At 66.0% G+C, this 14,749-nt stretch carries 10 protein-coding genes; 6 read left to right on the top strand and 4 right to left on the bottom strand.

From position 1 onward, the window contains the following. Positions 1–134: 134 nt before the first annotated feature. From ACTNBZ_RS13925 to hemW, 4 genes are all read right to left on the bottom strand, one after another. Entirely contained in the window at positions 135–2,456 is a 2,322-nt protein-coding gene (locus ACTNBZ_RS13925; RefSeq protein WP_441210840.1) for an S-layer homology domain-containing protein, read from the bottom strand. Positions 2,457–2,590: 134 nt separating this feature from the next. Then, positions 2,591–3,391: a Cof-type HAD-IIB family hydrolase gene (locus tag ACTNBZ_RS13920; protein ID WP_441210838.1), complete on the bottom strand. Its 801-nt coding sequence runs from the start codon at positions 3,389–3,391 to the stop codon at positions 2,591–2,593. 197 nt (positions 3,392–3,588) lie between these two features. After that, positions 3,589–6,654 carry a phosphodiester glycosidase family protein gene (locus tag ACTNBZ_RS13915; RefSeq protein WP_441210836.1) on the bottom strand — a complete coding sequence of 1,022 codons (3,066 nt, stop codon included), beginning with the start codon at positions 6,652–6,654 and terminating at the stop codon, positions 3,589–3,591. A 166-nt stretch (positions 6,655–6,820) separates the two neighbouring features. Continuing rightward, positions 6,821–8,029 (bottom strand): radical SAM family heme chaperone HemW, encoded by a 1,209-nt coding sequence (gene hemW, locus ACTNBZ_RS13910; RefSeq protein WP_441210834.1) that lies wholly within the window; start codon positions 8,027–8,029, stop codon positions 6,821–6,823. A gap of 242 nt (positions 8,030–8,271) precedes the next feature. Between hemW and ACTNBZ_RS13905 the strand changes: the two genes are divergently transcribed. From ACTNBZ_RS13905 to ACTNBZ_RS13880, 6 genes are all read left to right on the top strand, one after another. After that, positions 8,272–9,264 (top strand): RluA family pseudouridine synthase, encoded by a 993-nt coding sequence (locus tag ACTNBZ_RS13905; protein ID WP_441210832.1) that lies wholly within the window; start codon positions 8,272–8,274, stop codon positions 9,262–9,264. A gap of 33 nt (positions 9,265–9,297) precedes the next feature. Beyond that, on the top strand, positions 9,298–10,344 hold the full coding sequence (mutY, locus tag ACTNBZ_RS13900; protein WP_441210830.1) for an A/G-specific adenine glycosylase: 1,047 nt from the start codon (positions 9,298–9,300) through the stop codon (positions 10,342–10,344). A gap of 2 nt (positions 10,345–10,346) precedes the next feature. Further along, complete coding sequence (locus ACTNBZ_RS13895; protein WP_441210828.1) at positions 10,347–11,711, top strand: aldehyde dehydrogenase; 1,365 nt, start codon at positions 10,347–10,349, stop codon at positions 11,709–11,711. Positions 11,712–11,733: 22 nt separating this feature from the next. After that, entirely contained in the window at positions 11,734–12,318 is a 585-nt protein-coding gene (locus tag ACTNBZ_RS13890; RefSeq protein ID WP_441210826.1) for a thymidine kinase, read from the top strand. Position 12,319: 1 nt separating this feature from the next. Beyond that, positions 12,320–13,195, top strand: a complete 876-nt coding sequence (locus tag ACTNBZ_RS13885) for a radical SAM protein (RefSeq protein WP_441210824.1) — start codon at positions 12,320–12,322, stop codon at positions 13,193–13,195. A gap of 71 nt (positions 13,196–13,266) precedes the next feature. Then, on the top strand, positions 13,267–14,655 hold the full coding sequence (locus tag ACTNBZ_RS13880; protein ID WP_441210822.1) for an MATE family efflux transporter: 1,389 nt from the start codon (positions 13,267–13,269) through the stop codon (positions 14,653–14,655). Positions 14,656–14,749 lie beyond the last annotated feature (94 nt).

Here is a 14,749-nt window from a genome sequence, read left to right as displayed (position 1 = left end):
TGTTTTTTTAGACTGTATAATATAAATTGACGGGGGGGGGGGGGGGGGGCGGGGGGGGCCCCCAATTTATTCCCCCCCAATCAAACACAACGGCCGCCCCCCCCCCGCCCCCCCCGGCCCCATGGCTTCCGGTATCAGGTCCGGATCAGCAGCGTGGCCTTGAAGGTCAGACCGTCGTAGCTGCCGAAAACCAGCACGGTATCGCCGCTCTCCAGATCCCGGAGGACCAGGCTCCCGCCGGCGGCGGAACGCAGCTCAGCGGCCGAGGCGCTCACCGTCAGCACGCTGGTGGAGCCGCCCGCGTCGGTCTTCTGGAGCAGGATCTCCTTGCTGGCGGTATTCACGTAGAGTACGGTGCCGCTGAGCTGATTGGCGGAGGTGGTATTCTTATCCACCTCAATGGAGAGGATCTCATCCCCCTCCAGCACCATGGAGATCTTGAAGCCGGGCTTCAGTGAGTCGATGGAGACCGCCTTGCCGTTCTGGGTCACCGACACGCCCTCGCTGACCAGATAGGACTCGGTGCCGCCGCCGGTCATCTCCACATCAATGGTGGTGCCGGCAGTATCCATGGTCACCCGCTTGATGACGCCGGTGGCATTGGCGCTCTTGGGCGTGGCCTCGATGGCGCTCACCTCATGGTAGCGCACCGTGACCACCACCTCGTCCCCGTTTTTCAGCTTGTCGATGGAGCTGCGCACGTCGTCCCGGTAGATCTCCGGGGGATCGGTCAGGTCGATGTCATAGCTCAAGACAGTGCCGTCGTCCCGGGTCACCTCCAGTACGGTGGGCGTACCGTAGGTGATGGAGGTGATGATGCCCTCTTCAGTGGAAGAACCGGGATAGGCCATGATGGCGCTGACTTCGGTACCGGTGAGGCGGAGGGTCACATACCAGCCCTTCTCCAGCCCGGACAGGGTGACCTTGCCCCCGTCATAGGTAATTTCAGCCTTGCTTTCAATGGTATAGGTCACCGTCTTTCCACTGGAGAGATCGGTAATAGTGATCTTGCTGGGGCTCTGGGCGTAGCTCACCGACTTAATGGAGCCCTGGACATACTGGGTGGCGGTGTCCACCTCCAGAGCGGCCACAGTGTCGCTGTCGTCATTCGACACCCGCAGGGTCACATAGTCCCCCACATGACCGGTGCTCAGCTTGCCCGCCTTGCCGTCCACGGTGATGCCCGCCCCGCTGGGCACAGTGTAGCGGGTCTTGACGCCGCTCATGCTCACCACCTGGATGGTGGCAGCGCCGCTGCTGCTGGTCTTGACCTCGGCCAGAAGGCCGGTCTCCTCCCGGGTGCCGCCGGAGAGCTTCACTGCGGCCACATGGCCCAGCTCATCCACATAACACACGGCGGCGGAGTAGGCAGCGCTCTCGTCCAGCAGTTCGCTGCCGCCCACAGCCTTGCCCGCCTGGACCTGAATGAACCGGTCCAGCTGATAGGAACGGGTCTGCCCGCCGGTGAGGAGGGTAAGGACCCCGTTCTCCAGACCGGACACGCTGCCGCTGACAGTCTCCAGCACACCGCTGACACGGACTTCGGCCGCCGTACCGCTCGTATTCATGTTCACACGGGCATAGCTGCCGTTTTTCAGCGCGCTGCCGCCGGAGAGCATGTTGTTCTCATAGATCTTCACGCTGGCCGGCAGGGTGACGGTGCGTGTGGAACCCAGGGGCTCGGTCAGGGTGAGGGAAATGGTGCCGCCATTGCCCACGGTGGCCGCGGCAATGGTGCCGCCCACCCAGCTGTAGCTGGTGCGGCCCGGCAGCTCCACTACAATGCCCCGCTCCTTCATAAAGCTCAGTGCCCGGCGAAGCACCGAGGTCATGGAGGCCCGGTTCAGGCTGCTCTTGGGCAGGAAACGGCCCTGCTCGTCTCCCTTCACTACACCGTAGGTGCTCAGGATGTACACATAGGGGCGCATCTCACCGGAGACCTGGTCCGCATCGCTGAAGGACAGGGGATAGGTGGACAGGCCCTCCGCCATGCCGGAGAGCTGCATGGCCCGGGCCAGATACTGCATCACATCCTCCCGCTCGATGGCCTTGAGCAGTCCGCCCCGGTCACAGATGGCCTTGAGCTCATCCGCGGTGATGATGCCGGTCTCCAGGCACACCGACAGGTCGGCCGACGCCCAGGACACCATGTCCGCAGGTAGGATGTCCTCCAGCGTATCCAGCCAGTCTTCCTTGATGGCCGCCTTGGTGCTGGCATCCAGCCCGGTCACCCGGGAGCAGAAGAGCAGCGCCTCCACCGTGCTCATGGCCGCGTCCGGCTTGAAGGTCCCGTCGCTGTATCCGCTGGCCAGCCCCTGACTGGACAGATACTCCACATCCGCCTGTGCCCAGTGGCCGTTCAGGTCGGTAAAGGTGGCCGCCGAGGCGGGCGCCGTCAGCATGCTCCCGGCCAGCGTCAGCGCCAGGGCTGCGGCCAGCAGTCGTTTTCCTTTCATAAATACACCTCCGGATCATCAGATCTTTCCTGTGAATAGACGCAAACAGGTCCGCAAAGTTCCGCTTAACATAAATTATAGCGGTTTCTCCTGTAAAAAGCAACCTGCCCCGGTGATTTTGTCCAGATACGGGCTCAGGGGATAAAATGGCGGATGGCCCTGGCCACGCCGCCGTTCTCATTGGTTTCGGTCACATAGCGGGCCATGGCCTTGATGGCGTCGGTGGCGTTGCCCATGGCCACCGGCATGCCGGCTGCGGCCAGCATGCCCCGGTCATTGTCGCTGTCTCCGATGGCGATGGTCTCCGCCAGCGTGAGGCCCAGCTCCTCCGCCAGCGCTGCCAGGCCGGTGCCCTTGTCCACCCCGGCGGGCACGATCTCGAAGTTATAGGGTGCCGAGGAGGTCACCGTCACCTCTCTGTACCGGGCGGCCCGTTCCAGCAGAGGAGGGAAGATGGCGGGATCCCCCTGGGCATAGATCTTGTTCACGGGCAGCCCCCGCTCCCGCAGAAAACGTGCGGGCTCCTGCGCCACCACCTTGCACCGGTGGAACCCGGGGCTGGGATAACTGCGGAAAGTCTCCTCCGACCTGGGATTGACCACCAGCTCGCTGCCGGCAAAGAGCATCAGGGCCAGTTCCTCTCTTTCCAGCCACCCCACCAGCTCCAGCGCTGCATCCCGCGGGATCTCCCAGAGCCGGGTGTTGCACCGCCTGTCCAGGTCGGCCAGGGCCGCGCCCCCCTGGCACACCATCACCCGGTCGCAGCCGGCCTCCTCCGCCACCTCTTCCGACTCCTGCCAGGACCGTCCGGTGCAGAGCACCACCCGGGCTCCCGACCGCCGGGCGTGGGCGATGGCCTCCCGGTCAGCCTCACTGACGCTGCCGTCGGGCCGGACCAGGGTCCCATCAATGTCAAGTGCGATCAGGCGATACAATGTAAACAACTCCTTTGAACTGGCAAACTGGTATCACGGCCGGGCAAAAAGGCGGGCCGCCGCACGAGCAGACCGCAAAGCGGCCTGTTGAGCAGACATTATTATACCCGCCGCTTCCGTCCGCCGCAAGCTCCGCCGGTAAAAAACGCGCCCCCGGAGCCGGTCCGGGGGCGCGCCGCAAGGCAGGAGCGGCCGGTTTAAAGCATGGAGTAGAGCAGCTTGGCCACTTCGCCCCGGGTGATAGACTGGTTGGGATTGATCTTACCGCCGTAACCGGCCACCACGCCCTGTCCCACCAGGGACTGGACGTGCTCCAGGGCCCAGGCGGGCACCTGGTCCCTGTCAGCCGCCGTCAGGGCGGGGGTGGCATAGCCCCTGGGCTGGGTCCGGCCCAGAATGGCCATGACCTCGGCCCGGCTGATGTTGGCTCCGGCGTTGATGCGCAGGCCGCTGTCGCTCCCCGCGCCGCTGACGATGCCCAGGCTGTACATGGCCTTGATCTCACCCAGCACCCAGGAGGGGATGTCCGCCCCGTCCACGAAGGGCAGCTCCACATCGGCGTACCGGCTCAGGTCCACCTTCATCCACCGGGCCACCAGGGCGAAGAATTCGCCCCGGGTGATGCTGCGGTCGGGGGCGTATACCAGTCCGGTCTCCGGGTCGCCGGTGCCCGAGGTCACGCCGGTCTGATAGAGGTAGGAGGCGAACCGGGCCGCCCAGTGGCCCTCCATGTCATCAAACACGTTGGCGTTTTCCGCCGACGGCTCCACATCTGCCGCGTTTCTGGCCAGGTTGCCGCTGGTGTCCACCGCGGTCACCGTCACCCGGTGGGCTTTGCCGTCGGTCAGAGAGAGCTGGGCCGTCAAAGTGCCCGTGCTTTCATTCCAGGTCTTGTCCACCGCTGTGCCGTCGCAGGTGAGCACCACGCTCTCCGCCGGGATGGCTCTGTCCACATTGTCGGTCACCGACGCGGTGACTGTGGAGCCCGACACCGTCACGGTGACCGTGGGGGCGGTGGTATCCGCCACGCGCTCGTTGCTGGTGGTAAAGTGGTCCAGCCAGATGGCCCCGCTGGCGGCGTCCTTCCCGCCGCCGTAGACCACGCTGAGGGTGCGGATGGCTGCGGTGCCCTCGGGCAGCTCCACCAGCACATGCTTCCAGCCGGTGAAGTCCAGGGCGGTCAGCACCAGGGACGTGACCGCACCGCTCTCATCGGCTGCAGAGGCGGTGAGGCTGTTGCCCGAGCCGTCACCATAGACCCACAGGCCCAGGTAACGCTCCCCCTCCGGGATGCGCAGGTCGGTGGCCAGGCTGGCCATGCCGCTGCCGGCGGCGTCATAGGTCATCTTCAGGCTCTGCCGGCCCGCCTTCACGTGGGCCGTGCCGGTCTCGGCCGAGGCCGTGGCCCCGGCGCTGGAGGTAAGGCCGGACAGGCTGCCCTCGCAGGTCTCCAGGGCCAGGATATGGCCCGCCACACTGACAGGCAGGCTGACGCTCTTCCCGCCGGCGCTTACCGTGATGGCGCCGCTGGCGCTCTTGTCCACGGCAGTGAACACGCCGTTGGCGTCCACCGTACCCACCGCGGGATCGCAGCTCCAGGTATAGCAGGTATCCTGAGAGACCAGTGCCAGCTTGCGGTAGGAGGCATTGGCCTTCAGATCCACCTGGGCACCGGGACTCACGTCCAGCCGGGACAAAGTCTTGCCCGTCTTTTCATTGGAGAGGGAGATGGCGTCAGGCGTGCGCACCACCGTCACGTTGGCCGTGCCTGCGGCGCTGCCGCCGGTGGCCACGATCTGGGCGGTGCCGCTGCTGTCCCCTGCGGTGAAGAGGCCGTCGGCGGTGATGGTGCCGTCTCCGTTCCGGATGGAGAAACTGACCTCATTGGGATCGGCCATGGGATAATAGGCGGTGTCCAGAGCGGTGGCCTTGAGCTGCAAGACGGCGCCGGAAAGCATCAGGCTGTCGCCGGGGGTGACATAGTAACTGCCCAGCTCTCCTGTGGCGGCCAGGGTGGTGGTGAGGAAGATGGCGGTGCTGTTGGCCCGCTGAGTCCCCTCAGAGGGCTTGTTCAGAATCTCCATGGCGCCGCCGGGATAGGCCGCGCCCAGAGTGGTGGAGCCGCCGCCGTCCATGGCCACCGCGTCCACGCAGCCCAGCTCCTTCAGCCGCAGGGCTGCCTGCCGCAGGGTGCAGCCCACGCTGTAGCCCGACTGGCCGCCGTCAATGGTATAAAAGATCACGGTGCCGTCCGCTTTTATACCCACAGCGGTGCGGGCCGCCCGGGTGTTGGCGTTGCTGTCGCCGGTAAAGCTGTTGTCCAAAGCGCCGCCGGTGAGCAGGCGGCTGGGAGCGCCCAGGGCCTCTGCGGCCTGGGCCCAGCGCTCATCCTCACTGGTAATATCGATGTCCACGGTATCGCCGGGCTGCAGGGTCTTCAGGGCCTCGATCTTCCCCGCGTCCCCCTTGCCGTTGATGGTGAGCACCCATTTCCCCTCCGGGATAGGGATGGAGCCCTCGGACTCCAGCACCTGCTCCACTACGCAGGTAGTCCGGCCGCCCACGATGGGCTCACTGCTCCGGACCAGTCCGGCGCCGCTGTCGGTGAGGACGGTCTCCCCCTCGCCGTCGGTCAGCGGAGAGAGGATCACATCCACGCCGGGGCTGGTGTTCCCCGTGGTGGCCGCAAAGTCATCGGTGAGCAGGGTGTAGCCCCCGCTCTCGGTGCGGATCTTGTTGATACCGCCGGTGATGTCATGGCTCACGCCCTGGAAGGCGGCCTTCACTGACAGGGCCGGCCGGCCGATAAAGGCGGTGCCGTCGGAGCGGAAGCCGACGCCGTAATACCAGGCGCTGGTGCTGGCAGTGGCCGAGCGGATCACCCCGTCCGAGATCACCAGACCCACCGGCGCCCCGGTGGCGAACACATAGTAATCGCCGTTGACGCCGCCTACCACCCGTTTGCCCCGATTCTCCAACGTCTTGGCCATAGAGGCCAGGGTGGCGCGGCTGAGCACCTTGTCGCCGTAGGCCACCGTGGGGTTCACATCGGTACTGGGCTGATAGGTCAGATAGCGCTCGGTGCGCAGGTCGGAGTATGTATCGCTCCAGAAGATCTGCCGGGTGACACTGGTCCCCACCGACAGGTCCACTCTGCCGCTGTGCAGGTCGTGGCCCAGGGCCTCCGAGGCGTAGGCCGCCTGGCCCGTCATCATCAGCGCCAGCCCCGCGGCCGCCGCCCGTTTCATCCATGTATGCTTCAATACTGACCTCCTTGGTTCATGGCGCGGCTGCCGCGCCGGTAAAAAAGCGCCCGGCCGCACTTGGCCGGGCGCTCTGGACCAAATTACAGATTTTATGTTAACACATTTGGCCGTTTTTGTAAACAGCCCGTCCTAAATTTTGGTCGCCAAATCATTCCAAATCTGCTTAACCTTCCCGCTCTTCCGCCCGGTTCTGACGCAGCCGGGGCAGCAGCGTATCCAGCGCCGCCTGCTCCTGGATGCTCTGCAGGTCCCCGATGAGCTGGTTGGACACCAGAAAGCCCTTGGGCGTGAAGTACCACCGCCGGTCCTGGCGGGCGGCCCATCCCTGGTGCTCATATTCCTCCAGCTTCTGCTCCAGGGGGTCGAAGTTCATGCAGAACTCCCGGCGGTATTCCCACTCCTCGATGCCCCGGGTAGTCCGCAGGCGGAGCATCAGGTACTCTCCGCTCCGCTCCCGCTGGGGAATGAGCTCAGACTCGTCCACGATGGGACCGCCGTGGCCCAGCACGCCGCTGATATAGGCGTCCAGATCCCGCACGAAGGAGTACCGCCGGCCGCCGAAGTCGGAATGGGCGCCGGGGCCAAAGCCGATATAGGTCCGCCCCATCCAGTATTTCAGATTGTGCCGGGACTGGAAGCCGGGCCGGGCGAAATTGGAGATCTCATACTGCTTGTACCCCGCCGCCGCCAGCCGGTCCACCATCCACAGGTACATATCGGCCTGGGCATCGTCATCGGGCAGCACCTCACCCCGCTCCACCCGGGCATAGAGGGGGGTGCTCAGCTCCACCTTCAGCCCGTAGCAGGACAGGTGCTCAGGCTCCAGCGCCAGGGTCTTTTCCACCGTGTCCTGCCATCCGGCCATGTCCTGGCCGGGCAGGCCGTAGATCAGGTCCAGACTGATGTTTTTCAGCTTTGCCTCCCGGGCCATGGCCACCGCCCGGGCAGCCTGCTCAAAGGTGTGGGGCCGGTGCAGGCACTCCAGCTCCCGGTTGCAGGCCGACTGCACCCCCAGGGAGATCCGGTTCACCCCCGCCCGGCGGAGCCGGCTGAACGTCCTGAGGTCCACACTGTCCGGATTGCACTCCACGGTGATCTCCGCATCCCGGGTCACGTCAAAGCGCTTCCCGAGCTCGGAGAGGACGGCCCGCAGCCGCTTTTCCCCAAAATAGCTGGGGGTTCCGCCGCCGAAATAAATGGTATCCACCTGGTATCCTTTGGCCAGGGGGGCGGTCTCCCGGATGTGGACCAGCAGCGCCTTCAGATAGAGGTCCATCTGTCCCTCCCGGCCGGCCAGGGAGTAGAAGTCGCAGTAGTCGCACTTGCTGCGGCAGAAGGGGATATGGATGTAGATACCGAGCTTTCCGGGCATAAAGTCCACCTCATTTTCGCCTCTTGCGGACACGGGGCCATCTATTGTATGTGATTATACCGCTTTTCCTCTCTTTTGAAAATAGTCTGCCCCGGTTTTTCTCCAAAATCCCAGGCCGGAAAAGCTGCTTGACTCTTTCCTCCGTCCATGCTATCCTGCTTGCGCAAAGGGTGCGCCGTGCCTTTCTGCCCCCGGCGGACAGCTGCGTCCAGGGATTTCCCTGTTTTAAGGAGGAATGAACCATGTCCCCTGTCTCCGGCCGCTCCCCGCTCCCGCCGGGCCCGCCCTTTGAAGGCGCTGCCGGCCCCCGCCGGCTCACCCTCACCGTGCCGCCGGAGCTCTCCGGCGCGGCCGTGGACGTTCTTCTCCGGCGGACACTGAGGCTGTCAGGCACCACCGTCAAGCGGGCCAAGCGCTTCCCCGGGGGCATCCTTCTGGACGGTCTTCCCGTGTTCGTCACTGCCCGGGCGGCAGCGGGGCAGGTCCTGTCCGTACTGGTGGGGGACACGGAGGAGGACGGCGGCGTGATCCCCGCCCCCGGCCCTCTCTCCATCGTGTACGAGGATGGGGACATCCTCATTCTCAACAAGGCCCCCGGGGTGGCCGTCCACCCCAGTCCCGACCATTTTGACGATACTTTGGGTAATTTTGTGTCCTATTATTACAAATTTACCAGTCAGACCGCCCGGTTCCGCCCGGTGAACCGGCTGGACCGGGGGACCTCCGGCCTGATGTGCGTGGCCAAGCACGCCCACGCCCAGGAGGTGCTGAAAGCCCAGCTCCACACCCCCGCCTTCCGCCGGGTGTACCTGGCGGTGTGCGATGGGACGCCTGTCCCGCCCTCCGGCGCGGTGGAAGCCCCCATCGGCCGGGCGGAGGGTTCGGTGCTGCGGCGTCAGGTGGCCCCGGACGGCGCTCCCGCCCGCACCCGGTATCGTGTTCTGTCCATATGTAACGGACGCAGCCTGGTCCGGCTGGAACTGGACACCGGCCGCACCCACCAGATCCGGGTCCACATGGCCCACCTGGGCTGTCCCCTCACCGGGGACTTTCTCTACGGTACTGAGGACAAAGCCCTCATCGGCCGGGCGGCCCTCCACTCCGCTGTCCTCTCCCTGATCCACCCCATCACCGGGGCGGCCATGGAGTGGTCGGCCCCCCTCCCCGCCGACATGGCCCGCCTGCTGGACGGGGACGCCCTCCGGGCGCTTGAAGGGGAGGATACGGTGTGTTAAAATGAGATGTGATTTTTTCTCCGGAGGAACGCCGTGAACGAATTGGAACAGCTTCCCATCCCCCTGACCCAGTGGTTTTATGAACACGCCCGCACCCTGCCCTGGCGGTCCGATCCCACCCCCTATCACGTGTGGGTGTCCGAGATCATGCTGCAGCAGACCCGGGTGGCCGCCGTGCTGGGCTACTACCGCCGCTTTATGGAGGAACTGCCCACCGTGGACGCTCTGGCCCGGGCGGAGGAGGACAGGCTGATGAAGCTGTGGCAGGGGCTGGGGTACTACAACCGGGCCCGCAACCTCCAGAAAGCCGCCCGGCAGATCGTGACCGACTTCGGCGGCGTCTTTCCCGATACCTACGAGTCCATTTTGTCCCTGGCCGGGGTGGGGGAGTACACCGCCGGCGCCATCGCCTCCATCGCCTTCGGCATCCCGGTGCCGGCGGTGGACGGCAACGTACTGCGGGTGGTCTCCCGCATCACCGGCGACGACGGAGACATCCTCCGGCCCGAGACAAAAGCCCGGATGCGCGCCGCCCTGCTGGAGACCATGCCCAAAACCTTCCCCGGGGACTACAACCAGGCCCTGATGGAGCTGGGGGCCACCGTTTGCCTTCCCAACGGCGCGCCCCTGTGCGATCAGTGTCCCGCCGCCCATCTCTGCACCGCCCGGCGGGAGGGGCGCACCGGCGAGCTGCCGGTGAAGTCCCCCAAAAAGCCCCGCCGGGCGGAGGAACGCACGGTCTTTCTCATCTTTTACAAAGGCCGGGTGGCCCTCCGCCGCCGCCCTGCCCGGGGCCTGCTGGCCGGGCTGTGGGAATTTCCCAACGAGCCCGCCTGCGACGAGGGAACGCTGGAGCGCTGGGGGGTCTCTCCCCTGCGCCTGGAGCACGGCGGCACGGGCCGGCACATTTTCACCCATATCGAGTGGCACATGACCGCCCTGGCAGTGGAGGCCGCCGGTCCCGCCCTTCCCCCGGGCTGGGTCTGGGCCTCCCCGCGGGAGCTGGAGCGGGAGTATGCCGTACCCAACGCCTTTCAGCCCTTTATGGGGCTGGCTCTGGCGGGGACCGAGGAGGAATGAGCATGGAGATCAAGGAACTGGTGGCCGCCCAGCGGCGGTATTTCAACGAGGGGCTCACCCGCACGGTATCCCTGCGGCGGCAGATGCTGCTGCGGCTGAAAAAGGGGATCGAGCGCCATGAGGAGGCCCTGCTCTCCGCCCTGGAGCAGGATCTGGGCAAGAGCCGGTTCGAGGCCTATGAGACCGAGCTGGGCGTGGTCTACGCCGAGCTGCGTGAGGCCTGGAACCACGCCGAAAAGTGGGCCCAGCCCCGGAAGGCCCGCTCCCCCCTCTCCCTTTTCCCCTCCGGCGGCCGGGTGTACTATGAGCCTTACGGCGTGGCCCTCATCATGGCTCCCTGGAACTACCCGGTGCAGCTCACCCTGGTCCCCCTTATCTCGGCCATCGCGGCCGGGTGCACCGCGGTGATCAAGCCCTCGGCCTATGCCCCCGCCTCCTCGGCGGCGGTGGCCGATCTCATCGCCGACGTGTTCGACCCCGCCTTCGCGGCGGTGGTCCAGGGGGGCCGGGCCCAGAATACCGCCCTGCTGGAGCAGAAATTCGACTTTATCTTCTTCACCGGTAGCAGTCAGGTGGGCCGGGCCGTCATGACCGCCGCCGCCCAAAACCTGACCCCGGTGGCTCTGGAGCTGGGGGGCAAGTCCCCGGTCATCATCGCTCCCGACGCCGACCTGGATCTGGCGGCCAGGCGCATCGTGTGGGGCAAGCTCCTCAACGCCGGGCAGACCTGCGTGGCCCCCGACCATGTGTGGATCATGGAGGAGGCCCGGGACTACTTTGTGGACAAGCTCCTTGAGGCCGTCACCCGATTTTACGGGGAGCGCCCGCTGGAGAGCCCCGACCTGGGCCGCATCATCAACCAGAAGCACTTTGACCGGCTACGGGGGCTGATGGAGTCGGGCTCCGTGGCCTTCGGCGGCGGCTGCGACCCGGAAACGCTGCGCATCGAGCCCACCGTCCTGATGGACGCGGCGGAGGACTCCCCCGTCATGGAGGAGGAGATCTTCGGCCCCATCCTGCCGGTGCTCACCTATACCGACATGGACGAGCTGCTCTCCCACCTTCAGGAAAAGCCCCGTCCCCTGGCCCTGTACACCTTCACCCGCAACAAGTGGATGGCCAAAAAGATCAGCGACGCCCTGCCCTTCGGGGGCGGCTGCGTCAACGACACGGTGCTTCACCTGGCCAACGGCCGCCTGCCCTTCGGCGGCGTGGGGGAGAGCGGCATGGGCCGCTGCCACGGGGAGGCGGGCTTCCGCACCTTCTCCTATGAGAAGTCCATCCTGCGCAAATACTCCCCCGATGTGCCGGTACGCTATCCCCCGCACCAGGGCAAGGGCCTTGGCCTGCTGAAAAAGCTGATGTAACATACGAAAGAGGCGAAGAGATATGGCAAAGCTCTATTTCCGATACGGCGTCATGGGCTCCAGCAAGACGGCCAACGCCCTGATGGTACGCTATAACTACGAGGAGCGGGGACAGGAGGCCCTGCTGGTCAAGCCCGAGCTGGACCAGCGGGACGGTGCCCGGTTCGTGGCCTCCCGGGCCGGCCTGAGCCACCCCTGCATCTATTTTTCCGACCTGCGGAGCATGGACCCCGCCGCCCTCAAGTCCTATGCCTGCATCATTGTGGACGAGGCCCAGTTCCTCACCCGGGAGGAAGTGCGCTACCTCACCGGTCTGGTGGACGAGCAGAACATCCCGGTGATCTGCTACGGCCTGCGGGCCGATTTCAAGGGCGAGCTCTTCCCCGGCTCCCAGGAGCTGCTCTCCTGCGCCGACATCATCGAGGAGATCAAGACCATCTGCTGGTGCGGCAAGAAGGCCACCTACAACGCCCGCTTCGATGAGAACGGCACCGTCCTCAAGGAGGGCGAGCAGGTGGTTCTGGGGGCCAACGACCGGTACATCGGCCTGTGCCGCAAGCACTGGAAAGAGGGCAACCTGGGTCCCGACTGGCGAAAGCAGGGCTGATATGATCTGCACCCTCTGTCCCCGCAAATGCGGCGCCCTCCGTACCGATACGGCAGGGGAGGGCCGCTGCGGCATGCCTGCCCTGCCGGTGGTGGCCCGGGCCGCCCTCCACATGTGGGAGGAGCCCCCCATCTCAGGCAAGCGGGGGGCGGGCACCGTGTTCTTCTCCGGCTGCCCCCTGGGCTGCGTATTCTGCCAGAACGAGCGCATCAGCCACGAAAACTTTGGAAAGCCCGTGTCCGTGGAGCGGCTGCGGGCCATTTTCCTGGAGCTCATCGGCCAGGGGGCCCACAACATCGACCTGGTCAATCCCACCCACTTTGCCCACGCGGTGCTTCAGGCCCTGGAGGAGCCGCTGCCCGTCCCCGTGGTGTGGAACTCAGGCGGCTATGATCGCCTGGAGACCCTCCGCGCCCTAGAGGGGAAGGTGGACATCTACCTGCCCGACCTGAAATATCCGGACTCCGCCGCGGCGGAGCGGTATTCCGCCGCGGCCGACTATCCCGAGACCGCCAAGGCCGCCATTCTGGAGATGTACCGCCAGACCGGCCCCTGCGTCTACGATGACGGGGGCCTGCTGAAGCGGGGCGTGATCATCCGGCACCTGATCCTTCCCGGCCGCCTGGCCGGGGCCAAGGCCGTCATGGACTGGGTGGCGGAGCAATTCCCCGCCGGGGACGTGCTCTTCTCCCTGATGAGCCAGTACACCCCCTGGGGGCGGGCCCACGACTTTCCGGAGATCGACCGGAAGCTGCGCCGCTCCGAGGCCCGCGCCGCCGAGGAGTATATGGTCAATCTGGGTCTTGCCGGTTTCGCTCAGGACGGCAGCTCCGCCCAGGCGGCCTTTATCCCCGCCTTTGATCTCACCGGCGTATAGCGGTGTCAAAAAATATACAGCGGACAGCCGGCAGCGGTATGCCGGCTGTTTTCGCGGAGAGGAGAGGACCCATGACAGTACAGCTTTCCGGCGGCAGCCGCATGGGCACCGTCTGGCGGCTCAGCTGGCCTTCCATCATGGAGCAGCTGCTGGCCACCATGGTCAGCTATGTGGACACCGCCATGGTGGGCGCGCTGGGGGCCGCCGCCACTGCCGCCGTGTCGGTGAACGCCGCCCCCATCTGGATGTGCGGCGGCCTGCTTTCCGGCGTGGGCATCGGCTATTCGGTGCAGGTCTCCAACGCCATCGGCGCCGGGGATGACCAGCGGGCCAGGGAGGTCGTCCGCCAGGGCGTTCTGGCCGCGCTGGTGTGCGGCGCGCTGTTCCTGCTGATCTACGAGGGGCTCTCCGGGTACATCCCCATGTGGCTGGGGGCCAAGCCGGAGGTGCTGCCCCAGGCCACGGCCTACCTGCGGTACTACGCCGCCGGCATGCCCTGGGTGGCCGCCGGGTCCATCTTCTCCGCCGTCCTGCGCTGCATGGGCAACACCAGGGCCCCGCTGCTGTTCAACAGCCTGGCTAACGTGCTCAACATCATCCTGAACTTCTTCCTGATCTACGAGACGCGTACTGTTCCGCTCTGGGGGCTGACGCTGGTCATCCCCGGTGCGGGGCGGGGCGTGGCGGGAGCCGCCCTGGCCTCGGCCCTGTCCTGGGTCTTTGCCGGCACCGCCCTGCTCTGGGTGGGCACCCGGCAGGGGCGCTTCCGCATCCATCTGCGGGACGGCCTCCGGCCCGACGGCGCCATCATCCGCATGGCGGTGCGGCTGGGCCTGCCCTCAGCCCTGGAGCGGGCCACCGTCAACCTGGGGCAGATCGCCATGACCGCCCTGGTGGCCTCCCTGGGCACGGTGGCCCTGGCCGCCAATCAGATCGCCACCACGGCAGAGGGCCTGTGCTACCTGCCGGCCTACGGCATCTCCTACGCCGCCATCGCCCTGGTGGGCCAGTCGGTGGGCGCCCGCTCCCGGGAGGACGCCGCCGCCTTCGGCACGCTGGCTGCCCGGACCGCTCTGGCGCTCTGTTCCGCCATGGCCGTGCTGCTCTTTCTCTTCGCTCCCGCCCTCTCCTCCCTCTTCAACTCCGACCCGGCGGTGGTGGATGAGGCCGCCCGGATGCTGCGCATCGTGTGTTTTGCCGAGCCCCTCTTCGCCCTCTCCATTGTCTACTCCGGCACCCTGAGAGGGGCCCACGACGTACGCTTCCCCATGGTGTGCAGTCTGGTGTGCATGTGGGGCCTGCGCATCCCGCTGGCTCCCCTGCTGGTCCGGAAGGCCGGGCTGGGACTCTCCGCCGTGTGGATCGCCATGAGCGCCGACCTGATCCTCCGCGGCATCCTCTGTACTGCCCGCTGGCACAGCGGACGGTGGACCCGGATGTGCGGGCTGGAGGAACCATGACCGATCTCTTTATATTGCAGGACCGGGGGGCCCGTTGGGCCGCCCGGGCCGCGGGTTTTAGTTAGATTTTTTTAGAGCACCCCGTTGGGAGGGG

Origin of the sequence: Pseudoflavonifractor sp. HCP28S3_F10 (assembly GCF_052065415.1) — a bacterium.
Classification (GTDB): Bacteria; Bacillota; Clostridia; order Oscillospirales; family Oscillospiraceae; genus Pseudoflavonifractor_A.
Note: the sequence above shows the minus strand (reverse complement) of the source record. Positions and strands in the feature narration are given on the sequence as shown.

Bases quoted from the DNA above. Each gene is read 5' to 3' on its own strand.
- ACTNBZ_RS13880 (WP_441210822.1), top strand. From the start codon at position 13,267: ATGACAGTACAGCTTTCCGGCGGCAGCCGCATGGGCACCGTCTGGCGG.
- ACTNBZ_RS13895 (WP_441210828.1), top strand. From the start codon at position 10,347: ATGGAGATCAAGGAACTGGTGGCCGCCCAGCGGCGGTATTTCAACGAG.
- ACTNBZ_RS13885 (WP_441210824.1), top strand. From the start codon at position 12,320: ATGATCTGCACCCTCTGTCCCCGCAAATGCGGCGCCCTCCGTACCGAT.
- hemW (WP_441210834.1), bottom strand. From the start codon at position 8,029: ATGCCCGGAAAGCTCGGTATCTACATCCATATCCCCTTCTGCCGCAGC.
- ACTNBZ_RS13925 (WP_441210840.1), bottom strand. From the start codon at position 2,456: ATGAAAGGAAAACGACTGCTGGCCGCAGCCCTGGCGCTGACGCTGGCC.
- ACTNBZ_RS13890 (WP_441210826.1), top strand. From the start codon at position 11,734: ATGGCAAAGCTCTATTTCCGATACGGCGTCATGGGCTCCAGCAAGACG.
- ACTNBZ_RS13905 (WP_441210832.1), top strand. From the start codon at position 8,272: ATGTCCCCTGTCTCCGGCCGCTCCCCGCTCCCGCCGGGCCCGCCCTTT.